Here is a 25,303-nt window from a genome sequence, read left to right on the forward strand (position 1 = left end):
TCATCCGGCTGACCCCCGAGCAGGGACATCTGGTATTTCTCATCAGCGGTGGTGCCTCCAGTTTGGTGGAGGTTCTGCCGCCGGGGGCAGGGCTGGGAGAACTGCAGCGCATCAACGGTTGGTTGCTGGGCTCCGGTCTGGATATCGTGGCCATGAACCGGGTGCGCACGGCGATTTCCTGCATCAAGGGCGGGCGCCTGCGAAGCCGACTGGGGCAGCGGCGTACCGAGGCCTATCTGATCTCGGATGTGCCGGGGGATGATCCGGCGGTGATCGGCTCCGGTCTGCTGGTGCCGCCTTCGGTGCTGCGCCCTCTGCCCGAGCTGCCGTCGGGCATCCGTGAGTGGGTGACCTCGATGGCGGCCCGGGTGCCGGATTGCGCCGATGCCCCGGTGGTCCCCGTCCCTGTCCATGTGATCGCCACCTTGCGGGATGCCTGTCAGGGTGCCGCGGCCGCAGCCGAACGTTGCGGCATGGACGTGACATTGCATGGGGAGTTCCTCTGCGGAGAGGCTGCGGTCTGTGGCGAGCGCCTGGCCCGGGAACTACTGGCCGGGCCGCCGGGCATCCATATCTGGGGTGGCGAGACCACGGTCACCCTGCCGGCCGATCCGGGACAGGGTGGGCGCAACCAGCATCTGGCCCTGGCGGCGGCCCGGGTGCTGGAGGGGCATCCCGGCGTGACTTTGCTGGCCGCCGGTACCGATGGTTCCGACGGCAACACCCAGGCGGCCGGTGCCCTGGTGGATGCCGGGACGGTGGCCCGTGCCCGCGCCCTGGGGCTGGACCTGGAGCAGGCCCTGGCCGGTGCCAACGCCCACGCGCTGCTCAAGGCCTGTGGTGATCTGGTGACCACGGGGCCGACCGGGACCAATGTGATGGACCTGATGATCGGTATCAGGCAATCTTGGACGGATTCTTGACGAAGACATGCAGCGGCTGCTCTTCCGTGCCGTTGCGCATCCCCCTGCCATGACCTGATGCCGCATGAATAATAACCTCGCTGTTCCCCCTGCTGCAGACCCCACCACGCTGGAGGACTGGACACACATGCTGCGGGAACAGGAGATGCCGATCTTCTCCAGTACCGTTCAGACCATCCATGACATCATCGGAGACGAGCGCAAGGGTGCCATGGATCTGGCCACCGCGATACTTCAGGACCCCAACCTGACGGCCAAGCTACTGAAGCTGAGCAACAGCCTCTATTACAACCCCTATCGCAAGAAGATCGTCACGGTCAGTCGCGCCATCGTCATCCTGGGGATCGACGTCATCCGTGAGTTGGTACTGGCCTGCTCGTTTTTTGAGGCCATCCTCTCCCCGAGGAACAAGCGCCGGGCCCACGAGGAGATCGCGCAGGCCATTCATGCCGCGGTTCACGCCAAAGCAATCGCCATTGCCGCCGGAGATGCCCATCCCGAGGAAGTGTTCATTGCGGCCTTGCTGCAGAACATCGGCCGTATCGCCTTTTGGTGTTTCTGTCGGGATCAAGGCGAGCGTCTGGAAGGCCTGCTGCAAGAGGGCCATATTCCCCAGGATGCGGCGGAGCGCCAGGTGCTGGGGTTCCGGCTGGCGGAGTTGGATGTATCTCTGTGCAAGAGCTGGAACCTGAAAGGCCTGATCGAAGAGGCCATTCGCAAGAGTCCGAAGGTCTTCGACCCCCGGATGCGAATCGTCAACCTGGGTTGTGAGGTGGTCGTCATCCTGAAGGAGACGACCGGATCGCAGCCCTATAATGCCTGTCTGGACCGGATTGGTGAGATCACGGGTCAGACACGGGATGAGGTCAAGCAAGGCCTGCGGGCCAATACCGATGCCGCTGCCCGCATTGCGCGTCAGTTTGGTGCCGTGGAGGCAGCCGAGCTGATTCAGCACAAGGCGCGGCAACTGGATGCGGAGGAAGAATCCGCGGCCATCGCGGTGCCGGACCGGAAGGAGTTACAGTTTCAGATCCTGCAGGAGATTTCGGGGATGCTCAGCGGCGGCAAGCTGGACATCAGTTGCCTGCTGGAGATGATCCTGGAGGGTATACAGCGTGGCATCGGTATGGACCGGACCATTTTCACGATGCTGTCCACGGACAGGGGCCTGTTGCGGGAGAAGGTGGCGCTGGGCTGGCGCAGGAATGATCCTTCGCGGGCGATTTCCTTCCCGCTGAGTCAGTCACCGCCCAATCTGTTCCATCAGGCCCTCTATAGCCGTGAGGGGTACTGGATCACCGGCCACGACAGCCGCCTGCACACCGCCCACGATGTGGCGGTGGTGGGCCGGCATCCCTGTTTTCTCATGTCCATTTATTCCGAGGGCAAGCCCATCGGGCTCATCTACTGTGATCGTGCTTATACCGGGATGCCGCTGACCGAGGAGGATTTTCGCGCCTTCCGGCATTTCGTTCAGCAGGCCAACATCGGCCTGTCCCTGTACCGTCTGCAGGAGCGATAGCCCTCGGTTCACCGGCGGGACGGCGTCTCCCACGGATCGGCTCAGAGGTTTTCCAGGGACATCCCATCCGGGCGGCACACCAGCAGTCCCCCGGTGTCGTACCAGTCGGGCAGGACGATGCGCCGGGCGGGGCGTCCTGCCACGGTGAGGTCATGGATGGCGGGGCGGTGGGTGTGGCCGTGAATCAGGGTCTGGACACCATGGCGGCGCAGGGCGTCCGTCACGGCCCGGGCATTCACGTCGGTGATCTCGGCGGACTTGTTGCGGGTGGACGAACGGCTCCGGGCGCGGGCCGCCTCCGCCTCGGCGTGGCGCCGGTCCAGGGGGCGGGCGAGAAACGCGGCCTGCCACTGCGGGTCGCGGACCAGGGTGCGAAAGGCCATGTAGTCCACGTCGTCCGTGCACAGACTGTCGCCGTGCATGATCAGGGCGGCCGTGCCGTAGAGTTCCACCACGGTCTCCGTCTCCAGCAGCTGGCAGCCGCAGCGCCGGGCAAAGGTCTCACCTACCAGGAAATCACGGTTGCCGTGAACGAAGAACAGGGACATGCCCTGCTCGCTGAGGGCGCTGAGCAGGTCGAAGGCCCGGTCCAGGTGAGGGGCTGGATCGTCGTCTCCGACCCAGTACTCAAACAGGTCACCCAGGATATAGAGGGCGTCCGCACCGGGGACACGGGTTTGCAGGAAGCGCTCGAAGAGTCGAAGGCTGTGTGGACGTTCCTTGTCCAGATGCAGATCCGATATGAATAGCGTCTCGCTCACAGCCGTGAAATCACTCTGCGCTGACGCGGGTCATGATGACGGGTTCACGGGGAACATCCTGATGCATGCCGTGGTTGCCGGTGCTCACACCAACGATGCTTTCCACCACGTCCATGCCTTCCACCACCTTGCCGAACACGGCGTAGCCCCAGCCCTGGGGGGTCTCGGCGGTGAAGTCCAGAAAACGGTTGTGCTGGACATTGATGAAAAACTGGGCCGTGGCGGAGTGAGGATTCGGGGTGCGGGCCATGGCCACGGTACCCACTTCGTTGCTCAGGCCGTTGTTGGCCTCGTTGCGAATCGGGTCCTTGGTGGGTTTTTGCTGCATGTCCTGGGTGAACCCGCCACCCTGGACCATGAAGCCGGGAATCACCCGGTGGAAGATGGTGCCGTCATAAAAGCCTTCGCCGGCGTAGGCCAGGAAGTTGGCGACGGTCTCGGGGGCCTTGTCGGCGTAGAGTTCAAGGACGATGGTGCCTTTGTTGGTCTCGAGGGTGACCCTGGGGGCAGTGTTTTCGGCCATGACTTGAGTTCCCGTGGTTGCAGACAGCAGGGTGAGGCAAAGGGCAAGCTGTCGAATCATTGATTTCATTGGTGGATGTCCGTCGGTGATACGGTTGACGAGCTGCGATGATAGCCGCTGAGGCGTGGGCGGGCAAAGTCCGGGGTGATGGCCCCGTACCCCCTGGCTTGATAAGATCCTGCTACTGATGAACCAGACCGAAGAATCCTCGATGCTCCATATCTACAACACCCTCACCCGCCGCAAGGACCCGTTCCAGTCCATGGAACCCGGCAAGGTGCGCATGTATGTCTGCGGCATGACGGTGTACGACTACTGTCATCTGGGTCATGCCCGGGTGCTGGTGGTGTTCGATGTGGTTTACCGCTACCTCAAGGCCCTGGGCTACGAGGTGACCTATGTGCGCAACATCACCGACATCGATGACAAGATCATCCGCCGGGCGGCGGAAAACGGTGAATCCATCGAGGCCCTGACCGACCGTTTTATCCAGGCCATGCACGAGGATGCCGATGCCCTGGGGGTGGCGCGGCCCAGCTTCGAGCCCAGGGCCACCGCTCATATCCACGACATCCTGCACCTGATCGATACCTTGCTCAAGCGAGGCTATGCCTATGTGGGGGACAACCGGGACGTGTACTACAGCGTCCCCCTGTTCGAGGGCTATGGCAAGTTGTCGGGCAAACGGATTGAGGACCTGAGGGCCGGCGAACGGGTGGCCCCGGACGAGTCCAAGCGGGATCCGCTGGATTTCGTGCTCTGGAAGGCGGCCAAGCCGGGTGAGCCGGCCTGGGATTCCCCCTGGGGGCCGGGGCGTCCCGGCTGGCATATTGAATGCTCGGCCATGTCCACCCATTACCTGGGACATCATTTCGACATCCATGGGGGCGGCCAGGACCTGCAGTTTCCCCACCATGAGAACGAGATCGCCCAGAGCGAGGCGGCCTCCTGCGAGCATTATGTGAATTACTGGATGCACAACGGGTTTGTGCGGGTGAATGAGGAGAAGATGTCCAAGTCCCTGGGCAACTTCTTCACCGTGCGCCAGGTGCTGGAACATTATCAGCCTGAGGAAGTGCGGTATTTCATCCTGGGTAGCCACTATCGCAGTCCGCTCAATTACAGTGACGAGCCGCTCAACAATGCCCGTGCCGCCCTGAACCGGTTGTATACGGCGATGCGTGGGATCAATCTCCTGCCGCCGGAAGGGGAGGGGACTCGGTTCCGTGCACGATTCGATGCCGCCATGCAGGATGACTTCAACACGCCGGTGGCGCTGGCGGTGCTGTTCGACATCGCTCATGAGGTGAATCGTCTGCGGGAGGCTGAACCGGAAGCGGCCGGCCGTCTGGCCGGGGTGCTCAGGGAACTGGGGGGTGCGCTGGGGATTCTGGGGGCGGACCCGGATGCCTACCTACAGGGGGGGGACGGCCAGGGGCCGGACGAGGCCGAGATCCAGACCTTGATCGAGGCCCGGCTGGAGGCGCGTCGGCGCAAGGACTTTGCCGAGGCGGACCGGATTCGGGATACCCTCAAGGGGCAGGGCGTCGTGCTGGAGGATGGTCCGGGCGGCACCACCTGGCGGCGCGGCTGAGGGAATAGCCCCGGCGGTGGGGTGGGGCATCCCCCTCATCCCCGGCCCTTCTCCCCCGAGGGGAGAAGGGAGGCTTCCAAGCCCTGGGGTTGAGGCAAAGGCAAGCTTTCAAGCCCCTCTCCCCTTGTGGGAGAGGGGTTGGGGTGAGGGGGGAAAGCCAGCGAGGAAAGAGGCCTACGGCAAAAAGCAGCTGGCCACCCGCTCCGCATCCTCGCAGGCTTGCAGGGTATTCTTCATCAGCATCGCCACGGTCATCGGCCCCACGCCGCCGGGCACCGGGGTGATCCAGGCGGCCCGTTCCGCTGCCGCCTCGAATTCCACGTCTCCCGCCAGACTGCCGTCCTCCAGCCGATTGATGCCCACGTCGATCACGGTAGCCCCCGGTTTGATCCAGTCCCCGCGCACCAGTCCCGGCTTGCCTGCGGCGGCCACCACGATGTCCGCACGCCCCACATGCTGCGGGGTGTCGGTGCTGAAACGATGGCAGATCGTGACCGTGGCACCCGCCAGCATCAGTTCCAGGGCCATGGGCCGACCCACGATGTTGGAGGCGCCGACGATCACCGCATGGCGTCCCTTGTAGGTTTCCCCCGTGGTTTCCAGCAGTCGCAGCACGCCATAGGGAGTACACGGACGCAGCCGGGGCAGGCGCAAGGCCAGTCGACCCATGTTGTAGGGATGAAATCCGTCCACGTCCTTGGCCGGGTCCATCCGCTCCACCACCTGCTCGGTGTCGATGTGCCTGGGCAGCGGCTGCTGGACCAGGATGCCGTCCACGGAGGGATCGGCGTTGAGCTCGTCGATCACATCCAGCAAGTCCCCCAGGGAGACATTGTCCGGCAGGTCCACGGAGCGAGACTCCATGCCGATGGCTTCGCAGGTGCGGCGCTTGTTGCGGACATAGACATGGGACGCCGGGTCGTCTCCCACCAGCACCACGGCCAGTCCGGGCGCCCGCTTGCCCGAGGCAAGGCGGGCCTGCACTGCCTGGCGGACTTCCTGTTGAACGGTCTGTGCAATGGCGCGGCCATCGATGAGTCGGGCGGGCATGGGCGAGGTCCTGACAGAGGGGGCGGGTGTCTTTGGAATGGGCGGTATTTTCCCATTGAATCTCCTGATCGTCCAATCGTCCGTGGCCAACGGTGGATTTTGCCGGCAGGCCGGGCCCCACCGGGGGGGCACGGCCCTCGGAGCGAACCGTGGTTCAATGCAGGCGCGCGCTGGTTGAAGGTTGCAGCAGGCTTTGCATCCTGGGGCGGGCTTTGTTAGAGTCAAGACCAAGTCCAGAAATCAGGCCTCCATGACCAATCTGCTCGCACAGCATGGTTTCATCCAGGGCCCGCCCTCAAGGTGCGGTATCCGGATGCGTGCGTCCCGCATTGCCCGTCTGCTATCCCTGCTGCGACTGCCGCGCTAGCGGCACACTCTCTCATGCCTGGCGAGGCCAAACGCGTCCGTTGATCCCATGACATCCGCCCCAGGCCGGGTGCGGGTCATGTAGAATTTCCCCAGAGAGCAAGCGACCGGATCCCTCCGGTGGCAGAGGTCAGAGACAATGGCAGGCAAAGACAAACTCTTCATCTTCGATACCACCTTGCGCGACGGCGAGCAGAGCCCCGGCGCCTCCATGACCCGGGAAGAAAAGGTCCGTATCGCCAAGGCCCTGGAAAAGATGCGGGTGGACATCATCGAGGCCGGTTTCCCCGCCGCCAGCCCCGGTGACTTCGAGTCCGTGCGTGCAGTGGCCCGTGCCGTGCAGGACAGCACCGTCTGCGGCCTGGCCCGAGCCAAGGATGTGGACATTGATCGTGCCGGTGAGGCCCTCAAAGAGGCCAATTCCGCCCGCATCCACACCTTCCTCGCCACCTCGCCCATTCACATGCAGTACAAGCTGAAGATGTCCCCCGACGAGGTGCTTACTCAGGCGGTGGCCGCCGTCAAGCGGGCTCGGCAGTGGACCGATAACGTGGAATTCTCCCCTGAGGACGCCGGCCGTTCCGAACTGGATTTCCTCTGCCGGGTGATCGAGGCGGTGATCGACGCCGGTGCCAGGACCATCAACATCCCCGACACCGTGGGTTACAACATCCCCCAGCAGTTCGGCGAGTTGATGAAGAATCTCATCGAGCGGGTGCCCAATTCGGACAAGGCCGTGTTCTCGGTCCATTGTCACAATGACCTGGGCGTGGCCGTGGCCAACTCCCTGGCCGCCGTGCTCAACGGCGCCCGCCAGGTGGAGTGCACCATCAACGGTCTGGGTGAACGGGCGGGCAACGCAGCCCTGGAGGAGATCGTCATGGCGGTGCGAACCCGTCAGGATGTCTTCCCCTGCGACACCACCCTGGATACCACCCATATCGTGCCCTGCTCCCGCCTGGTGTCCAGCATCACCGGCTTCCCGGTGCAGCCCAACAAGGCCATCGTGGGTGTCAACGCCTTTGCTCATGAGTCCGGCATCCATCAGGACGGGGTGCTCAAGCATCGGGATACCTATGAGATCATGCGGGCGCAGGATGTGGGGTGGTCGGAAAACCGTATCGTGCTGGGCAAGCATTCCGGTCGCAATGCCTTCCGCACCCGCCTCAAGGATCTGGGGATCGAGTTCACGGCCGAGGAGGAACTGAACGAGGCCTTTGCCCGCTTCAAGGAACTGGCGGACAAGAAGCATGAGATCTTCGATGAGGACCTTCAGGCCCTGGTATCGGAGGCCACCATGGCCATGGACAGCGAGCAGCTCAAACTGGTATCCATGCGGGTCTGCTCCGAGACGGGGGAGACGCCGGTGGCCAATGTCACCCTCAGTGTGGACGGCGCCGAGCGCAGCGGCCGGGCCGAGGGCAGCGGCCCGGTGGATGCAGCCTTCAAGGCCATCGAGACCATTGTGCCCAGCGGCACACAGTTGCTGCTCTACTCGGTGAACAACATCACCAGCGGCACCGATGCCCAGGGCGAGGTGACGGTCCGGCTGGAAAGAGGTGGGCGCATCGTCAATGGCCAGGGGGCGGATACGGACATCGTGATCGCCTCCGCCAAGGCCTATCTCAATGCCCTGAACCGTCTGGTGATGCCGGATCGTCGTGCCCATCCCCAGCGCGGCGACGTCTGATCCGGCATGGAAGAGGGCTTGCGGCGTCGTTATCTTGAGGCCATGGGCATCCCGCAGTGGGTGCCCCGTGCCCCCTGTGTGGAAACACCTGCGTGGGAGCGGCCCTCGGCCGCGAAAGCAGCACCCGTTCCCCGGCAGGCCGACTCCCTGGGCGACAGGGTACCTGACTGGGAAACCCTGACACGGCAGGTCGAAACCTGTACCCGCTGCACCGAACTGGCGGCAAGCCGCACCCGGACCGTCTTCGGGGTCGGCGATCGCCAGGCCCCCTGGTTGTTTATCGGCGAGGCCCCGGGGGTGGACGAGGACCGCCGTGGCGAGCCCTTCGTGGGCCGGGCCGGCAAGCTGCTGGACAGCATGCTGGCCGCCCTGGGTCTGGCGCGGGGGGAGGGCGTCTACATCGCCAATATCCTCAAGTGCCGTCCGCCCGGCAATCGTGATCCGAAGCCGGAAGAGGCCCGGGCCTGTCGGGCCTTTCTGGATGGCCAGATTGCCCTGATCCGACCCCGGGTCATCGTTGCCCTGGGACGTATTGCGGCGCAGAATCTGCTGGATACGGATGCGGCCCTGGGGAGCCTGCGTGGACGGCCCCGGGATTACCAGGGCATCCCTGTGGTGGTCACCTATCACCCGGCCTATCTGCTGAGAAAACCCTTGGACAAGCGCAAGGCCTGGGAGGATCTGTGCGTGGCCCGCCGCTTGATGATCAGGTCGCCTGATAAACCGGTCGCATAGCGGCAATCATCCCTCCCATGGACGCCGTGATCGCCATTCCATTGCAGCTTCGCCCCATGCGTGCCGATGACCTTCAGGCCGTCATGGAGGTTGAGCCCAGGGCCTATGACTTTTGCTGGTCGGAAGGGATCTTTCGTGACTGTCTGCGGGTGGGGTATTCCTGCTGGGTTCTGACGTCCGGGGACGGCGGCGAACTGATCGGCTACGGAGTGATGTCCCTGGGGGTGGGTGAGTGCCATGTACTCAATCTCACCATTCGCCCCGAATGCCAGGGTCAGGGGTTCGGGCGTCACTTGCTCAATGCCATGCTGAATATCGCCAGAGAGCGTCAGGCCGAGACGGTTTTTCTGGAAGTGCGCCCATCCAACACCCCTGCGGTTGGTCTCTACCGTACTCTGGGATTCAATGAAGTGGGTATCCGCAAGCGATATTACCCCGCCGGCCGAGGCCGGGAAGATGCCTTGGTCCTGGCCATGCAACTGTAGCCAGCACCATGACTCTTACTGCCCGCTGCTTGGAAATCCAGGCATAAGCCTATAGCATCAGTAGTGATGGCATCAGTAGTCATTGTCGACAGGACTCTTGATATCTTTATGGAACGCGAAGCATATCCAGTGACCTCGGCATCACCTCCCGTCCCGACTGAGGAGCTATCCATCGTCAATCAGGAACTGCAGGACAATGCAGAGATGCTCGGGGTTCACCGAGGCCTGCGGGAGAGCGAGTCCCGGCTGAGGCAGATCATGGACAAGTCCCCCCTGTGGGCCTACGTCAAGGACCGGGCCGGTTCCTACCAGATGGTGAGTCATCGTTTCCTGGTCGGCCTGGGTGTGGCGCTGGACCAGGTGGTCGGGCATGTGGACGAACAATGCCTGCCTGATGCCGTGGCACGGCTGTTCCGACAGGCGGATCATGAAGCCATGTGCCGGGACGACGTGGTGGAGCGGGAGCACCACCTGAGTCTCGAGACAGGTGAAGTGATCTTGCTGGCGCAGCATTTTGCCCTGCGGGATGAGAAGGGGCTGGCCTATGCCGCCTGCATGAAGGCACTGGATATCACCCGGCGCAAGCGGGATGAATACCGTCTTGCCAAGGCGCGGGACGAGGCGGAGCGGGCCAATCGGGCCAAGAACGAATTCCTGTCCCACATGAGCCACGAGCTACGTACCCCGCTCAATGCCATTCTGGGTTTCAGCCAGATTCTGGAACACGAGCACGCCGAAGATCCTGCCGTGAGCGAGCCGATTGGCGAGATCCTGCGGGCCGGCTGGCATCTGCTGGCCCTGATCAACGATATTCTGGACCTCTCCATGCTGGAAAGCGGACGTCTGCATGTGCAGGCGGACTCCGTCAGCGTGGATGCCGTCATTCAGGAGTGTGTGGCTACCCTGCGGCAGGCGGCCCAGGCCAAGGAAATCACGGTGACCGTTGTTTCAGGGCCGGAATGGCTGGTTCGTGCCGACCCTACCCGATTGCGCCAGGTACTGATCAATCTGCTCTCCAATGCCATCAAGTACAATCATCCCGGGGGGACGGTACGGGTCTCCGTTGCCCGGCAACGGGAACGGCTACTGATCAGCGTCGAGGATGACGGTCTGGGCATGACTCCGGAACAGATCGCCAACCTGTTCCGGCCGTTCGTGCGCATGAGTCGTGAGGTTTGCTCCGAGGACGGTATTGGGATTGGTCTGTCCCTGTCCCTGCGTCTGATGCAGATGATGGGGGGCGAGATCCGTGTGGAGAGCGCACCGGATCAGGGCAGCGTCTTTACTCTGGACCTGCTGCGGGCATCCACTGATGAGCCTGCCCTGAAGGATGCGCCTCTCGGCTTCGCCGGGAGTGAGGAAGAGGTCGGATTACAGGACGACCGTGATGTATCAGGCTGTACGCGGGTGCTCAAAGTGCTCTATGTGGAGGACAACCCGGCCAACCTGCGTCTGGTGCGCCGCATGCTGGTCCACCGCCCCGGGATTCGGCTGTTGGAGGCGGTGGATGGGCAGTCCGGTCTGGCGCGGGCGGGCGCCGAACGGCCGGGCCTGATCCTGCTGGATCTTGGTCTGCCCGACATCCATGGCTTCGAGGTGTTGCGACGGCTGCGGGCGGACAGGGGCACGGCGGGCATCCCCGTGGTGGCCGTCAGTGCCGATGCCGGGGAGTTGCGGGTCACCGAGGCCCTGGAGCGGGGTTTTTACACCTATATCGAGAAGCCTTTCCGGCTGGAAGTCCTGGATGAACTGCTGTCGGCCTTCGGTCAGTGCCGGGGGGGCGCGGGCAAGGGTGCGTCGCCTGTGGCCTGAGCCAGCAGCTTTTCCAGGATCTGCAGGAACTGGGGTACATCAAGGGGCTTGGTGAGATAGGCATTGAAACCTTCCGAACGACCTCGCTCCATGTCCCTGTGAGTGGCAAAGGCGGTCAATGCCATGACGGGTATGCCGGCCGTGGCAGGGTTGGCCCGCAGTCTTCTGAGGACCTGGTAGCCGTCCAGGTCGGGCATGTTGATGTCCAGCAGGATCAGGTCAGGCTGGTGCGCACCGGCCAGTTCCAGGCCGAATCTGGGGTTGGGTGAGTTGAGCAGCCGCAGGTGACCGCGACGCCGGAGGATCTGTGCGACCAGCCGGATATTGGCCGGATTGTCATCGATATGCAGGATGGTGCGCGGTGGTTGCTGTCGGGCCGGGTCCCGGCTCATCGGGCCATCCTGGTGGGGTAGCAGGGTGCTGTCGTCGATCCACTCCCCCCGCGGCAGGTGCACCCGAAAGGTGCTGCCCGTGTCCGTCCGGCTGTCCACGTCGATACTGCCGCCCATGACCTCGGCCAGACGCCGGGAAATGGCGAGCCCGATGCCTGTCCCTTCGGTCTCCAGCGCATTCGCGTCCAGCCGGTTGAAGGGTTCGAACAGTTCCGCCAGGCGGTCAGGGGCGATACCGCGGCCGGTATCCGTGACACTGATGGTGACGCCCCCCCCTTGCGGCTGATCTTCACCGCTGATTTCCAGCAGGCCGGCATGGCGGTTGTACTTGATGCCGTTGGAGAGCAGATTGATCAGGATCTGCTTCAGGCGCATGCGGTCGGCAAGGGCCACGCAGTAGGGTGGGCAGCGGCTGTGGATGCGGATCTGGCGTTCCTGGGCCAGGGGACGTACCAGCATGATGCATTCGTCCATGAGTTCCCGCAGGGGGACGTTTTCCAGTGACAGCTCGATGCGGCCCGACTCCACGGTGGCCAGGTCCAGTACCTGGTTGATCAGTTGCAGCAGGTGCCGGCCGCCCCGGAGTATTTCCTGAACGTATTCCTGTTGCTCCTGATTCAGCGTCAGATCGATTTCCATGAGCTGGGCAAATCCCAGCACCGCGTTCATGGGGGTGCGAAGCTCGTGGCTCATGCTGGAGAGGAACTCGGACTTGGCCCGGTTGGCCCGCTCGGCCTCTTCCTTGGCCACCACCAGGGCGACCTCGTTGCGCTTGATATCGCTGATATCCTGATGACTGATCACCAGATGACGCTGTCGCACCGAGGTGTTGTCCAGGGGGGTGACCCGGATCATGTGGGTCTGTGGATCAAGGCGGTATTCATCTTCGTAGACCTCAAGGTCTCCGGCGATGACACGGCGGATACCTTCCACGATGCGGCGCGCATCCTCATCACCCTGCGCGGCTGCCCGGTCGCAGACCTCAAGATAGTTGACGCCCTGGGACACCCGCTCTTCCCGGGCCTGTCCCTTGCGGCCGTATTCCCGCCAGGAGCGATTGACGGCGACAATGGTTCCCGATGCATCCAGCACGCAGATGTTGGCGATGAGGGAGTCGATGATGGCCTGAGTGAAGGCCCGGGTCTCGCTCTCCTGTTTTTGAAATTCCGCTTCCTTGGCCTTGCGTTGCCGCTCCCGGGCCATTTGCCTCAGGGCATGGGACAGATCCTCCATGACGCCTTTGAGCAGGTCGATGACCTGGGGCGTGAAGTGGTCGGGCTCGGCGGCAAGGAAACTGGCAACGGCCACCAATTCGTCACCGACGAAGAGGGGGAAATGTCCGCAGCTTTGGATTTGCTCGTTAATGGCCCATGATCGCCACCGGGCGGGCACGTGGATATCGGGGTGGTTGCAGTTGCTGCAGATCAGGGGGTGCTCGTTGATGAAGGTCCAGGTGTGCTTCCGGATGGACTCCCAGAGCGCGTCTGTCGGGATAACGGCCAACTGTGCTGATGACAGGCCGTGGGAGGCCCATATCCTTGACGGCTGCCCCGGGCGTGCCTTTGTGGTGAAAATGCAGGCGCTGAAGCCTCCCTGTTTCACCGCAACACGTGCCGTGGTTTTCAGCAGGCGTACTTCATCTTCGAGGCGGGTGATGGCCTGATTGACGGCGGTGCGGGTGCTGTAGAGCCGGGTGAGATGGGCCACCTGGGTTTCAGCCTTCCTGCGGGCCGTAATGTCACGATTGACGCCCCGTCGTCCCAGATACCTGCCATCCCTGTCCACGATGCCTAGACATTGGTGCTCAATGTGCCGTAGTTCCCCATCGGCACGGCGAATGCTGAACTCCATGCACACATGCGGGCTTTCAGAGCCTTCCTTCACTTCCTGCAGGTGTCTTTGCCAATGCTCGACATGCTCGGGGATGAGCAGGCGCTCCATGAGCAGCGGATCATCTTTGAAGGCTTTGGGGGGATAACCGCTGATGTCCTGACATCCGGGAGAGACATAGACGTACCTGCCTTCCGGGTGGAACCAGTAATCCCAGTCGGGGGAGTGATCGGCGGCGATGCGGTAGCAGATCTCCTGTTCACGGAGCTGTTCATGGGCGATACGCAGCGCCTCCTCGTGGCGCGCCTGTTCGGTGAGATCCACGACGGCACAGGAAAACTCGCAGGGGCCATCCTCTCGTCCCGGGAGACGGGCGATATGCAATTCCGCCGGAAACGGTTTGCCTCGTCCCCGCCCGGACAGCAGCGTGATCTGATGCGCGCTGGCATGGCCCTCGGCCTGCGCCTGCAGCAGGGTCTGGTTGAACTTTGTTTCATCCTCGGGATGGACCAGGCGTCGCAGCAAGACGTGGCGGCTTGAGTGCAGTCTGAAATCAAAACGTGCTTCGGCCGCCGGGTTGGCCTGGAGGACGAGGCCGTAGCGATCCACCACCAGGGCGGCGATGGGCAGGCCGCCCAGGAACGCGGCGTAATTATCCAGCAGCCGCTGGTTCAGGTTCTGGGACTCTCTCAGCTCTCGGTTCTGCAGTTCCAGCTCGCTCTGGTAGACCCGCAAGGTCTCCAGCAGCCCGGGTAGGTCGAGCCGGTTTTCTTCCATGAGTTGCTGAACCAGTTCGATATCTCCCTCCTTGACGGCCTTGGCCGCGCGTGCGCGCGTATCTGATGATTGGGGGAGTGTATCTTCAGGCATGGCGCCTTCATGCAAATGATGGGACGGGTAGGGAGCGATCCGGATGGATTCTATCAATTCACGGATATGGCTGCAGTCATCTCTGCCTATGGGGTTGATTGTTGTTGTCATGCCGGGTCAACCGATGTCCGGGCCGTGCGTATTGCGGGTTGAAGGCCGGATGATGAGGCCGGCATAACCAGGAGACGATCATGAAACCATCCCAACCGCACTTCCCCCGCCGCGCCCTGGGCGCTTCCATGTTGGCCGGCGCCGTTGTCCTGTCCCTGTCTCTGGGGGGCCTGGCTGTTGCGGGTAGTCCCGGCGCCGTGGACCGGGATAATGCGCCCCGGCAGGCCTGCCGGGATCTGACGGGCGAAGTCAGGGCTGCCTGCCGCGAGGGTATGCAGGCCACCCGTGCCGAGCGTCGTGAACAGTACCTGACAACGGCGGAAGGCAAGCCCGGGGAACGTTCGTGGCGAGAGGATCGCCGGGCTGAATCCAGGCAAGACAAGGCCGAGGGTCCCCGGATGACGGATGAAGAACGACAGGCGTTTCGTGCCCAGCGTGAAGAGCGGCGCGCGGCTTGGGAGGCCATGAGCCCGGAAGAACGCCAGTCAATGCGGGATAATATGCGCAGCATGCGTGAACAAATGCGCAGCCTGGACCCGCAGGAACGTCTTGAACTGCGGGAAAGATTGCGGGACATGACACCGGATGAACGCCGCGCCTGGTTCGAACGGCAACGCGGCTGAATACCATGACAAGGAGCCTTGATGCCGAGCCGGAGTCACTGTGATGCCAGGTCTTGCCTTGCGAACGGAGGTGTGTGTGGATGATGCCGAGGTGCATGCCGCCACGCCCGCCGAGGCGGCATCACCCGCGACCCTGGATCAATTCCTGGCACAGGTGCAGGGGCGCGGAGTGCGGATGGCGGCCCTGGCCCTGGGCGATCGGGAGGCAGCGCTGGACGTGGTGCAGGATGCCATGACCGCGCTGATCTCCCGTTATCGCGACCGGCCGGCAGAAGCTTGGGAACCCCTGTTTTGGCGCATCCTGCAGACCCGGATCCGGGATGTTTACCGACGTCGGCGCGTCCGGCAGCGGGTGATGGCCGTACTGGGTCTCGGGGATGAACCCCAGGAGGACCCCATGCTGACACTGCCGGATACCTTCACGCCCGAGCCCGATCGATCCCTGGAGGATGGCCGTTTTGCCGTGGACCTGGAATCGGCCCTGAGACAACTACCCCTTCGCCAGCAGCAGGCCTTCCTGCTGCGTCACTGGGAGGGGCTTGATACCGCCGCCACGGCGGCGGCCCTGGGCGTCAGCGAGGGCAGTGTGAAGACCCATCTGCACCGCGCCCTGCAGACTTTGCGACAGCACCTGGAGGCCTACCGATGAGTCCCGAAGATCGCGAGATGGAACCGTGGTTGGCCCAGGCCCGCCGGACCCTTGACCGGCAGGCCGGCCTGTCCCTGCAGGAGGCGATGCGTCTGCAAAGTGCCCGCCGGGAAGCCTTTGCAAAGGCGGGTGCCGCGGCACGGCCCCGGCCGGTGTCGGGGAGTGGAAAGAGGCGCGGGTGGATGCCGTTGGGGGGCCTTGCGGCGGCGGCTTCGGTGATGCTGGCGGTGGTGATGGTGTTCAATCTGGAGACCATGCAGCACCCGCCCTTACCGGTGGTCCTGGCGGAGTTGGATGACATCGAATGGGTGCTGGAGCTGGATGAGGGTTTCTGGATGGATGATCCGGCGTTTCTGCAATGGGTGATGGAGGAGATGGGATGAGTCGGTATCTGCCTGGATTGATGGTGGCGTTGCTGTTGTGTCTGCCGGGCGTGGCCCCGGGGGCGCCGCCCGAGCGAGGCCTGGGTCCTTTTCCTGAGCGGGGGCCGGGAGATCCCGGGCGCGGCGAGCGCATGATGGCGCCGGTGGCCGAATCCGCGCCGGAGTGGTCGGCACTGAGCCGAGCCGAACGCGCCGTACTGGCGCCGTTGGCGGAGCAATGGGATGATCTGTCCCCGCGTCGTCGCCTGCACCTGCTGCGTGTCGCCGATCGCTGGCAGGACATGAGCCCGGAACAGCGGGACCGTTTCAGTAGTGATCTGCGGCGCCTTGAGTCTTTGTCGCCCGAGGAGCGCCGGCAGCTGCGTGACCAGCGTCGTCGGCTTGAGGCCCTGCCCGAGGATGAGCGTCGATTGCATCGGGAACGGCTGGAACACTTCCAGCGCCTGTCGCCGGAGGAGCGTGAGCACCTGCGGGAGCGCTGGTTGCAGATGAGTCCGGAGGAGCGGCGGGCGATCCGGGAGCGGGGCAGAGTGTCCGGGGACTGAATCTGCCCCGCAATCCTTGGGCCATCCCCCCATCTGGCGTAAAATACACGGTTTTACCCACAGGCCGTGCCGCTCATGCCCTCCAGCTACACCACCGAAACCGCCCGTCGCCGCACCTTCGCCATCATTTCGCACCCGGACGCCGGCAAGACCACAGTGACCGAAAAGCTGCTGCTGTTCGGCGGTGCGATCCAGCAGGCGGGCACCGTGAAGGGCCGCAAGGCCGCCCGGCACGCCACTTCCGACTGGATGGAACTGGAAAAGCAGCGCGGTATTTCCGTCACATCCTCGGTGATGCAATTCCCCTACAAGGACCGCATCGTCAACCTGCTGGACACCCCTGGCCACCAGGACTTCTCCGAGGACACCTATCGCACCCTCACTGCGGTGGACTCGGCGCTGATGGTCATCGACGTGGCCAAGGGTGTCGAGGAACGCACCATCAAGTTGATGGAGGTCTGCCGTCTGCGCGATACCCCCATCATGACCTTCATCAACAAGCTGGACCGGGAAGGGCGCGAGCCCATCGAACTGCTGGATGAAGTGGAAGATGTGCTCAAGATCCAGTGTGCTCCGGTGACCTGGCCCATCGGCATGGGCAAGCGCTTCAAGGGGGTATATCACCTCAAGCGGGATGCCGTGCACCTGTTCTCGCCCACCCACGGCGGCAAGATCCAGCAGGGTGAGGTCATCCAAGGGCTGGACAACCCCCGGCTCGACGAGGTGCTGGGCTCTCAGGCGGCAGAACTGCGGGAAGAACTGGAACTGGTCATGGGCGCTTCCCATGAGTTCGACAAGGATGAATACCTGGCCGGGCGCCAGACGCCGGTGTTTTTCGGTTCCGCCATCAACAACTTCGGCATCCAGGAGCTGTTGGACGATTTCGTGGAATTCGCTCCCGCCCCTCAGCCCCGCCCCACTGATGTGCGGAAAGTGTCACCCGAGGAAGAGACCTTTTCCGGTTTTGTCTTCAAGATCCAGGCGAACATGGACCCCCAGCACCGGGATCGTATTGCTTTCATGCGTATCTGCTCCGGCACCTTCACCAAGGGCATGAAGCTCAATCATGTCCGGATCAAGCGGGATGTACGCATCTCCGATGCCCTGACGTTCCTGGCCTCGGACCGGGAACACCTGGAAGAGGCCTATCCCGGGGATATCATCGGTCTGCACAACCACGGCACCATCCGCATCGGGGATACCTTCACCCAGGGAGAAGCCTTATCCTTCACGGGGATTCCCAACTTTGCGCCGGAACTGTTCCGCCGTGCCCAGCTGCGGGATCCCCTGAAGATGAAGCAGCTGACCAAGGGGTTGCAGCAGCTTTGCGAGGAGGGGGCGACCCAGCTGTATCGGCCGATCACCAACAATGATCTGATCCTGGGGGCGGTCGGGGTATTGCAGTTCGATGTGGTGGCCCACCGCCTGAAGTCCGAGTACAACGTGGATGCGGCCTTCGAGAATGTGTCGGTGCAGACCGCCCGCTGGGTGACCTGTGACGATGAACGCAAGTTGGAACAGTTCAAGGACAAGGCGGCGAGCAATCTGGCCATCGATCACGGGGGTGATCTGGTGTACATCGCACCGACCCGGGTGAATCTGCAGATGGCCGTGGAGAAGTGGCCGGATATCACCTTCAGCGCCACCCGGGAGCACGGGATCAGTCAATAGGCGAGAGGTCTTCGCATTCCCATTGATACCGATTGCGCCCGGCCTGCTTGGCCCGGTAAAGGGCGTCGTCGGCGGCTTTTTTCAGGGTTTCCGGGTCGGGTTTGGCGGTCTGCCCCCCATGGGTGGCACCGCCGATGCTGATGGTGACGTGAGGGGCTGCATCGGAATGTGCGTGGGGAATGTTCAGGGATCTTGCTGCCTCAAGCAGATTTTTGGCCACATGCCGGCAACCCGTTTCATCGGTGCCCGGTAACAGGGCCACGAATTCCTCGCCCCCATAGCGGGCCAGCAGGTCGGGGGTTCTGGACAATGCTCCGGTCATCGCCTGGGCCACCCGCTTGAGGCAGTCATCTCCGGCGCCGTGGCCGCAATGGTCGTTATAGGGCTTGAATTGGTCGATATCGATCATCAGCAATGACAGGGGCTGACCATCCCGCCGTGCCCGACCCCATTCCTCGGCGAATTTCTGATCAAAACTGCGCCGATTGGGGATTTCCGTCAGACCATCCTGAAGAGAGATTTTCTCCAGCATGTCGGTCTTGAGCTTGAGGGCCACCTGATTGCGGACTCTGGCGCGCACGATGGCCGGACTGAAGGGCTTGGAAATGTAATCCGCGGCGCCTAGATTCAGCCCCCGTTCCTCGTCATCCACATGGTCCAGGGCGCTGACGAAAATCACCGGAATGGACCGGGTAGCCTCGTCGTCCTTGAGTTGGCGGCAGGTATCGTAGCCACCCATGTCGGGCATGACGATATCCAGCAGGATCAGGTCCGGGGGGGCGTCACCCTGGGCCAGTGCCAGTGCCTTGTTGCCACTGGTGGCGGTCAGGATGCGGTAATCCGCCTTGAGCAGGGAAGCCAGGGCGTGGATGTTGGTGGGCTGATCGTCCACGATCATCACGGTTGCTTTTTTTTCCGGCACAGCCAAACCTCATGAAAATTCGATGCCGGCCTGCCTGGCCAGCCTTTCAAGCCATTCCACCGCACCATCATGGTCGAAACGGTCCACCCGTTCCAGCAGTTCCCGGGCCGCCTGCGGGTCAATGTGCTGTCCCAGGTACCGGACAACCCGGGCCAGTTGGTCCTCATCCACCAGTTCACCCGAGGCCAGGGATTGACGCAGGGAGTGTACGTCGTTGGCCAGGGTCTGTGGGTCTGAGGTCTGTGGATCGGCCGCGGGGCAGGTGACCGGCGTCTGTTCCTCTTTGGACAGGGTGGCCAACTGTTCCCGAACCTGCTTGAGTACTCCGAGGAAACTCCGGGTATTGGTCTGGGAAAGGGGCTGGCCGGTTTTGAGGATCTGTTCCAGCTGTTCGGTTTCTCTGGCCAGTGCATGGGCGCCGACCATGGCCGCCAGCCCCTTGAGGGTATGCAGCATACGCCCCAATGCAGGATCTTGCGACCGGTCCTCCTGGCTCAGTTCGGCCAGTTCCGTATCAAGCTGTCCGGCAAAGCGGCCCAGGGTACGCAGATACAGGGCCTTGTCCCCATCGAACCGCTTGAGCCCCGTGATCATGTCGAAGCCATCCAGCCGCACCGGCCAGTCCGGTGCTTCCTCTGCCCGGGTTTCGGTGCGGACGCCGTCGCTTTGCAGCCACCGTTCCATTATACTCAGCAGCGCCCGGCTGTCGATGGGCTTGGTCAGGTGATCGTTCATGCCGGCGGCCCTGGCCCGGTGTCGGTCATCTTCCATCACCGCCGCCGACAGGGCAATGATGGGCAGATCGGGAAACTGCTGGCGTATCCGGCTGGCCGCCTCGAACCCGTCCATGACCGGCATCTGCAGGTCCATCAGCACCAGATCCACCGGATATTGGGTCACCTGTGTCAATGCCTCACGGCCATCATTGGCCAGGAGTACCCGAATCCCGGTCTTGTTGAGGATGCCCCTGGCCACTTCCTGATTCAGGGCATTGTCCTCCACCAGCAGGACGGTGCGCCCCTCAAAGCAGGGGAGCGTGTGGCGGTTGGTATTTTTTGCCGGAGCCGTGTCCGTCTGCTCCGCCACGGCCCGTCCCATGGCCTCCAGCAGGGTTCTCGGCGTGACCGGCTTGCTCAAAAAGGCGCTGAAGCGATCTGCATAGGGGGCCAGATCCTCCTGGCTATAGGCGCTGACGATCAGTGCCGGCACCGGCATGGGGTTCAGTGCCCCCTGCTTGCGCAGCCTGTCCAACTGGTCCAGGGCTTGCACCCCATCCAGACCGCCGGGCATCTTCCAGTCCATCAGGACCAGCTCAAAGGGGGTGCCGGCCTGTTCCGCGGCCTTGACCGCATCGATGGCCGCCTCGCCGCTATCGGCCTGCTGGGTCTGGAAGCCGTGGTTTTCGAGCATGTTGACGAGCACGGTGCGGGCCGCTTCATGATCATCCACAACCAGAACCCGGGCGCCGGGCTGGAGGAGTTCATGGACAGCCGCCGGGTGCTGATCCGGCGCCAGGGGCAGGGTCAACTCGAAATTGAAGGTGCTACCGGTGTCGGGTATGGATTCCAGCTTCAGATCGGCGCCCATTTTCTCCAGCAGCTTGCGGCAGATGACCAGCCCCAGCCCGGTACCGCCATATTTGCGGGTGGTGGAGGTATCGGCCTGGGAGAAGGGCTGGAACAGTCTGGACTGTTGTTCGGCGTTGATCCCGATGCCCGTGTCACTCACCTGGAAGTGCAGGTGCAGATGGTCGTCGGTGCGGCCCAGTTGGCGGATGGACAGCACTACCTGCCCCTGCTCCGTAAACTTGATGGCATTGCTGAGCAGATTGGTGAGTATCTGTCCCAGACGCAGGGCGTCTCCCTCAACCGTGACCGGTTCCTGGATCTCCAACTCGAATACCAGTTCGATGCCCGCGCCGTCGGCCACCGAGGCAAACAGGGTTCGCATCTGCTCCAGCAGATCCTCGATGCGAAAGCCATGGCGCTCCAGTTCCAGCTTGTCGGCCTCGATCTTGGAAAAATCCAGAATGTCGTTGATGATGCCAAGGAGCATGCGGGAGGAGTCCCGGATCTTGCCCAGATAATCCCGTTGCTTGTCGCTCAGGGGGGTGTCCAGCAGCAGTTCACTCAGGCCGATCACCGCATTCATGGGGGTGCGAATCTCGTGGCTCATGTTGGCCAGGAACTGGCTCTTGGCCTGATTGGCCCGCTCGGCGGTTTCCTGGGCCTGTTTGATGTGGGTAAGATCGTTGTAGACGGCGACCACTTCGCCGGAGGAGAGCTTGAACAGGGTGTTCTCGCGCCAGGCCTTGAGTTCGCCGTCGTTATAGAAGGAAATCGGCAGGTAGGCGCTGTCTCCGGTGCGGGCCACTTGGCGCAGGGCCTCCAGCAATCCCATGTCTTCAACACCGGGAAAACATGCCGTGACCCGGCGACCGATGATATCTTCCCGCCGGGTCTGATCCATTCGCTCGGCGGTGGGATTGTAATCGGTGAAGATGAAATCCTGTCCATTATCGGTCGGCTCAAACACGGCGACGCCACTGCCGGTTTGTTCGAAGATACCCCTGAAGCGCTCCCGCTCGTGTTCCAGGGCCTGTCTGGCATGGGTGGCCTCGGTGACGTCCATGTCACTGCCCCGGTAACCCAGGAGGGCGCCGTTTTCATCCACCAGGGGGAATGCATGGGTGGACATCCACAGGGTGTGTCCCTGCTTGTGGACCACGGGATTGAGATATCCCCGGAATATTTCACGGCGGCCGAGGGCTTGAAACGATTCTACCTTGAAAGCTTCCCGGACCGGTTCCGGATGCAGGTCGTAAAAGTGGACCCGTTCCATCAGTTCTTCCGGGGCATAGCCCCAGACGGTCTCCGCCACCGGGCTCACATAGACATAAAGGCCTTGCGTATCCACCTCCCAGGTGACGCTGCGGCTCTGGGCGGCCAGTTGCTGAAGACGTTCCTCCCGATCCCTGATCTCCTGCTGGGCCTGCTTGAGGGGGGAGATGTCCTGGACGATGGACCAGATGACTTCCCGGCCCTCGGGCGTGGTGGTCTTGAAGCCGTTGAGCAGCACCGGATAGCGACTGCCGTCCTTGCGGATGTATTCCTTTTCGAAGGGGCCGTAGCGCCCGGTCGTGTTCATGGACTCCAGTATCCGCTGCTCGTCGGGCAGGTATTTCTCCGGTGTCAGTTCCCAGTAACTGAGCTGGCGAAATTCTTCGGGGGTATAGTGGGCCGGTTCATTGATGGCCCGATTGAATTCCAGAAATTCCCCGGTGTGGAAGTCGTTCATGGCAATCCCCACCGGTGACAGTTCGAACAGTGTGCGGAACTTGATTTCTTCCGCGGCCAGCTTGCGTTGGGCCAGAATGCGGTCGGTGATGTCCTCATTGACGCCCACCACGCGCACGGCCCGGCCCTGGGCGTCACGGATCACCCGGGCCATGCCCCGCAGGGTGCGAATCGCACCGTCGGACGGGCCGCGGATCTGTATCTGTGCATCAAACGGGGTGTCTCGTCGGATCAGGTCCTGGAAGGCGGCCTGGATCGCGGGCAGGGCCTCGGGCAGGACCAGGGTCTCCCAGTCGGCAAACCTACCCTTGAATGTCTCAGGATCGACGCCGTAGAGGTGGTGCATGCGCGGATCCCAGAGCAGACAGTCGTGCTTGATGTCGTAATCCCAGATACCCAGTCCGGCGGCTTCCGTGGCCAGTTGCAAACGATATTGATTGTCCTGCAGACGGCTTTCCGCCAGTTTCTCCCGGGTGATGTCACGAAACACTGCCAGCATGCAGGGTCGATCGGCAAAGGAGAGCAGCGTGACGCTGACCTGGACGTCGATGAGGGTGCCATCCTTGCGTCGGTGGCGGGTTTCAAAGTTGTCTCGCCCCTGACTCATGATTTTTTCCACATGTCGGGCCACTTCGTCAGGGGATTCGAGGGCCTCGTAGTCGGCAATGCGCAGACGGACAAACTCCTCGGCGGTATAGCCCAGTTGCCGGTGGGCCATGGCGTTGAACTCCAGTGTGCTGCCGTCGTCCGGATCAATCAGTAGCGTGGCATTGGGATAGAGTTCGAACAGGGTCCGGAACCGCTTTTCCTGCTGTTCCAGGGCATGGCGGATTTCCAGCTGTTCCGTCTGGTCCACCAGATAGCCCCGCAGACTCGTGAGGCGACCCTGATCGTCATAATCGGCAAAGCTGTAGTCATAGAAGCGCCGGTATTCACCATCCTTCTTCCTCAAACGATACTGGTGTTCCAGCACCGTGGCCTGGTGGGCCAGGTAGTCCTTGACTTCCCGATCAAGCCGGTCGACATCTTCGGGATGGGTCAGTGCCTTGAAACCGGATGGATCGGCCAGCAGTTCTTCCGGGGTATATCCCAGAATGTCGGTCACATTGGGGGAGATGTACTGGAGCGGCCAATGGGATTCTGGTAACCAGATACAGGCCATGACCGGCCCTTGGGTGAACAGATCCAGTTCCTGCTTCAACTGGTGGACATGGAGGTCCGTCTCGTTGACGGTCTGCAGGAACAGAAAAAAACCACCCTGTGGCGCCAGGGGCTTGGCCTTGAGGTCCACCACCACCGGCCTGCCTTCCCGATGGATCATGACCTCACGCCCCTCATGGGGCTGACCTTCCTTCAGGGCCTTGAGTACATGGCAATGCGCCATCGGAATCCAGCGTCGTTCATGGTCACAGTGGCGTTGGCCATCCTGGCCACCGTGGTGGGTACAGCAGAACAGGTCCAGTGCCCGATGCCCCACCACGTCGGTGTGGGTATAACCGAGCATGTCGCTGAATGCCTGGTTGATGCGGGTGACAATGCCGTCGTTGTCGATGATCATCAGGCCGGCCGGTACTTCTTCGGTGAGGCCGGAGAGGGTTCGGTTGGCCTGGAGCAGTTCCTGGTTGACGCGATCCAGTTGTTGTTGATGTTCCTTGAGCAGGTTGAACCAGCGGTTGTAATACAGGCTGACCAGATCCCGTTGTCCCACCAGACCGATGAAGCGGTTGTCCTCATCCACCACCACGACCCGCTTGATACTCTGTCGGCGGCAGAAGCGTAGCGCCTGGGAGATGGTGGCGTCCTGGCCAAGGGTCTGTAACGGCGTGGTCATGCAGGTGCCGATGGGCTGATTCAGATCGGCACCGGTCTCGATCAGATGGATCACGTCCCGTTGGGTGAGGATGCCCACGGGAGTGTCCTTTCGGATCACGATGGTGGCGCTGAAACGTCCCTGGTCCATCCGCTGCATCACCTCCCGCACGGACTGGTTTTCCTCGGCGGTGAGGGGCTGCATGCCCTGAATCAGTTGCCCCAGGCTTTGACTTTCGGCCAGTACTTCCGGGTCCAGGCTGCCGGCCAGATCGCTGTAGCTGACAATCCCTTCCAGGTTGCCTTTCCTGCTGACCAGGCAGATATGCTCGGCTTCGTTGCGGATGGCTTTGAATCCCTCCAGCACACTTTCCTCCGGGGGCAGGATGGCCGGTTCCGGCAGATCCAGTTGATTCAGAGGCGTGGTCAGGGGGACATTTTGAATCCGTAGTCGCAGCAGCAGGCTGGAGATCAGCAGTCGATAGCCTTGGTCGTGGATGACCACAATGGCGCGGATATTGTGCCTGTGCATATCCTGGGTGGCCTGGGCCAGGGTGGCGCTGGCCGGCAGGGTGATCACCCGCGGGGTGGCGATGCTGCGAAGTTTGGGGAAGAACATCCTCGCCTCGGTGAGATCATCAATGCATGTTTGCATGTTAACCAAACCAGTGCCGCTTGTGCCCGGAAATTGCGTGATGCCGCGCCGGATCAGCGGCAGATGCCCGACGGGTTATCACTGGG

At 62.6% G+C, this 25,303-nt stretch carries 18 protein-coding genes; 12 read left to right on the plus strand and 6 right to left on the minus strand.

Annotated features, from left to right (window positions below):
• On the plus strand, positions 1-923 hold a 923-nt coding region (locus LQ952_RS03940), incomplete at its 5' end, for an MOFRL family protein (RefSeq protein WP_238621360.1).
• 64 nt (positions 924-987) lie between these two features.
• Positions 988-2,445, plus strand: a complete 1,458-nt coding sequence (locus tag LQ952_RS03945; RefSeq protein WP_238621361.1) for an HDOD domain-containing protein — start codon at positions 988-990, stop codon at positions 2,443-2,445.
• Between the two features lie 41 nt (positions 2,446-2,486).
• On the opposite strand, the gene LQ952_RS03950 is transcribed toward LQ952_RS03945, so the two are convergent.
• Positions 2,487-3,206: a UDP-2,3-diacylglucosamine diphosphatase gene (locus LQ952_RS03950; RefSeq protein ID WP_238621362.1), complete on the minus strand. Its 720-nt coding sequence runs from the start codon at positions 3,204-3,206 to the stop codon at positions 2,487-2,489.
• Positions 3,207-3,216: 10 nt separating this feature from the next.
• Positions 3,217-3,789: a peptidylprolyl isomerase gene (locus tag LQ952_RS03955; protein WP_238621397.1), complete on the minus strand. Its 573-nt coding sequence runs from the start codon at positions 3,787-3,789 to the stop codon at positions 3,217-3,219.
• A 151-nt stretch (positions 3,790-3,940) separates the two neighbouring features.
• Here LQ952_RS03955 and cysS point away from each other — a divergent pair, with 151 nt between their 5' ends.
• The gene (gene cysS, locus LQ952_RS03960) at positions 3,941-5,323 is read left to right on the plus strand and encodes a cysteine--tRNA ligase (RefSeq protein WP_238621398.1); all 1,383 of its coding nucleotides are present in this window, start codon (positions 3,941-3,943) and stop codon (positions 5,321-5,323) included.
• A 174-nt stretch (positions 5,324-5,497) separates the two neighbouring features.
• Here the strand turns inward: cysS and folD are convergent, their stop codons facing one another.
• Positions 5,498-6,373: a bifunctional methylenetetrahydrofolate dehydrogenase/methenyltetrahydrofolate cyclohydrolase FolD gene (gene folD, locus LQ952_RS03965; protein ID WP_238621363.1), complete on the minus strand. Its 876-nt coding sequence runs from the start codon at positions 6,371-6,373 to the stop codon at positions 5,498-5,500.
• Between the two features lie 505 nt (positions 6,374-6,878).
• Between folD and LQ952_RS03970 the strand changes: the two genes are divergently transcribed.
• From LQ952_RS03970 to LQ952_RS03985, 4 genes are all read left to right on the plus strand, one after another.
• Positions 6,879-8,429, plus strand: coding sequence for a 2-isopropylmalate synthase (locus LQ952_RS03970; RefSeq protein ID WP_238621364.1), 1,551 nt, complete (start codon positions 6,879-6,881; stop codon positions 8,427-8,429).
• A 6-nt stretch (positions 8,430-8,435) separates the two neighbouring features.
• A complete protein-coding gene (locus LQ952_RS03975) occupies positions 8,436-9,164 on the plus strand; it encodes a uracil-DNA glycosylase (RefSeq protein WP_238621365.1) in 729 nt (242 codons plus the stop codon).
• Positions 9,165-9,181: 17 nt separating this feature from the next.
• The gene (rimI, locus tag LQ952_RS03980; protein ID WP_238621366.1) at positions 9,182-9,649 is read left to right on the plus strand and encodes a ribosomal protein S18-alanine N-acetyltransferase; all 468 of its coding nucleotides are present in this window, start codon (positions 9,182-9,184) and stop codon (positions 9,647-9,649) included.
• Positions 9,650-9,757: 108 nt separating this feature from the next.
• Positions 9,758-11,461: a PAS domain-containing hybrid sensor histidine kinase/response regulator gene (locus LQ952_RS03985; protein WP_238621367.1), complete on the plus strand. Its 1,704-nt coding sequence runs from the start codon at positions 9,758-9,760 to the stop codon at positions 11,459-11,461.
• Here LQ952_RS03985 and LQ952_RS03990 read toward each other — a convergent pair.
• Positions 11,416-14,553: an ATP-binding protein gene (locus LQ952_RS03990; protein WP_238621368.1), complete on the minus strand. Its 3,138-nt coding sequence runs from the start codon at positions 14,551-14,553 to the stop codon at positions 11,416-11,418. The two genes, LQ952_RS03985 and LQ952_RS03990, sit on opposite strands and share 46 nt — an antisense overlap.
• A 191-nt stretch (positions 14,554-14,744) precedes the next feature.
• Here LQ952_RS03990 and LQ952_RS03995 point away from each other — a divergent pair, with 191 nt between their 5' ends.
• The 5 genes from LQ952_RS03995 to LQ952_RS04015 all read left to right on the plus strand — a co-directional run bounded on the left by LQ952_RS03995 (position 14,745) and on the right by LQ952_RS04015 (position 18,535).
• The gene (locus tag LQ952_RS03995) at positions 14,745-15,287 is read left to right on the plus strand and encodes a hypothetical protein (protein ID WP_238621369.1); all 543 of its coding nucleotides are present in this window, start codon (positions 14,745-14,747) and stop codon (positions 15,285-15,287) included.
• A gap of 43 nt (positions 15,288-15,330) precedes the next feature.
• The gene (locus LQ952_RS04000; protein ID WP_238621370.1) at positions 15,331-15,936 is read left to right on the plus strand and encodes an RNA polymerase sigma factor; all 606 of its coding nucleotides are present in this window, start codon (positions 15,331-15,333) and stop codon (positions 15,934-15,936) included.
• Entirely contained in the window at positions 15,933-16,319 is a 387-nt protein-coding gene (locus LQ952_RS04005; RefSeq protein ID WP_238621371.1) for a hypothetical protein, read from the plus strand. Before LQ952_RS04000 ends, LQ952_RS04005 begins: the two co-directional genes overlap by 4 nt.
• Complete coding sequence (locus LQ952_RS04010; protein ID WP_238621372.1) at positions 16,316-16,864, plus strand: DUF3106 domain-containing protein; 549 nt, start codon at positions 16,316-16,318, stop codon at positions 16,862-16,864. Before LQ952_RS04005 ends, LQ952_RS04010 begins: the two co-directional genes overlap by 4 nt.
• A gap of 75 nt (positions 16,865-16,939) precedes the next feature.
• Positions 16,940-18,535: a peptide chain release factor 3 gene (locus LQ952_RS04015; RefSeq protein ID WP_238621373.1), complete on the plus strand. Its 1,596-nt coding sequence runs from the start codon at positions 16,940-16,942 to the stop codon at positions 18,533-18,535.
• On the opposite strand, the gene LQ952_RS04020 is transcribed toward LQ952_RS04015, so the two are convergent.
• Both LQ952_RS04020 and LQ952_RS04025 read right to left on the minus strand, forming a co-directional pair.
• On the minus strand, positions 18,525-19,433 hold the full coding sequence (locus tag LQ952_RS04020) for a diguanylate cyclase (RefSeq protein WP_238621399.1): 909 nt from the start codon (positions 19,431-19,433) through the stop codon (positions 18,525-18,527). The two genes, LQ952_RS04015 and LQ952_RS04020, sit on opposite strands and share 11 nt — an antisense overlap.
• Before the next feature lie 33 nt (positions 19,434-19,466).
• On the minus strand, positions 19,467-25,217 hold the full coding sequence (locus LQ952_RS04025) for a PAS domain S-box protein (protein WP_238621374.1): 5,751 nt from the start codon (positions 25,215-25,217) through the stop codon (positions 19,467-19,469).
• Between the last annotated feature and the right edge of the window lie 86 nt (positions 25,218-25,303).

Origin of the sequence: Ectothiorhodospira lacustris (genome assembly GCF_022227785.1) — a bacterium.
GTDB classification, from domain to species: Bacteria; Pseudomonadota; Gammaproteobacteria; order Ectothiorhodospirales; family Ectothiorhodospiraceae; genus Ectothiorhodospira; species Ectothiorhodospira lacustris.

Coding starts and splice junctions, on each gene's coding strand:
- LQ952_RS03945 (WP_238621361.1), top strand. CDS start 988: ATGAATAATAACCTCGCTGTTCCCCCTGCTGCAGACCCCACCACGCTG.
- LQ952_RS03955 (WP_238621397.1), bottom strand. CDS start 3,789: ATGATTCGACAGCTTGCCCTTTGCCTCACCCTGCTGTCTGCAACCACG.
- cysS (WP_238621398.1), top strand. CDS start 3,941: ATGCTCCATATCTACAACACCCTCACCCGCCGCAAGGACCCGTTCCAG.
- folD (WP_238621363.1), bottom strand. CDS start 6,373: ATGCCCGCCCGACTCATCGATGGCCGCGCCATTGCACAGACCGTTCAA.
- LQ952_RS03970 (WP_238621364.1), top strand. CDS start 6,879: ATGGCAGGCAAAGACAAACTCTTCATCTTCGATACCACCTTGCGCGAC.
- LQ952_RS03975 (WP_238621365.1), top strand. CDS start 8,436: ATGGAAGAGGGCTTGCGGCGTCGTTATCTTGAGGCCATGGGCATCCCG.
- rimI (WP_238621366.1), top strand. CDS start 9,182: ATGGACGCCGTGATCGCCATTCCATTGCAGCTTCGCCCCATGCGTGCC.
- LQ952_RS03985 (WP_238621367.1), top strand. CDS start 9,758: ATGGAACGCGAAGCATATCCAGTGACCTCGGCATCACCTCCCGTCCCG.
- LQ952_RS03990 (WP_238621368.1), bottom strand. CDS start 14,553: ATGCCTGAAGATACACTCCCCCAATCATCAGATACGCGCGCACGCGCG.
- LQ952_RS03995 (WP_238621369.1), top strand. CDS start 14,745: ATGAAACCATCCCAACCGCACTTCCCCCGCCGCGCCCTGGGCGCTTCC.
- LQ952_RS04000 (WP_238621370.1), top strand. CDS start 15,331: ATGCCAGGTCTTGCCTTGCGAACGGAGGTGTGTGTGGATGATGCCGAG.
- LQ952_RS04005 (WP_238621371.1), top strand. CDS start 15,933: ATGAGTCCCGAAGATCGCGAGATGGAACCGTGGTTGGCCCAGGCCCGC.
- LQ952_RS04010 (WP_238621372.1), top strand. CDS start 16,316: ATGAGTCGGTATCTGCCTGGATTGATGGTGGCGTTGCTGTTGTGTCTG.
- LQ952_RS04015 (WP_238621373.1), top strand. CDS start 16,940: ATGCCCTCCAGCTACACCACCGAAACCGCCCGTCGCCGCACCTTCGCC.
- LQ952_RS04020 (WP_238621399.1), bottom strand. CDS start 19,433: ATGATCGTGGACGATCAGCCCACCAACATCCACGCCCTGGCTTCCCTG.
- LQ952_RS04025 (WP_238621374.1), bottom strand. CDS start 25,217: ATGCAAACATGCATTGATGATCTCACCGAGGCGAGGATGTTCTTCCCC.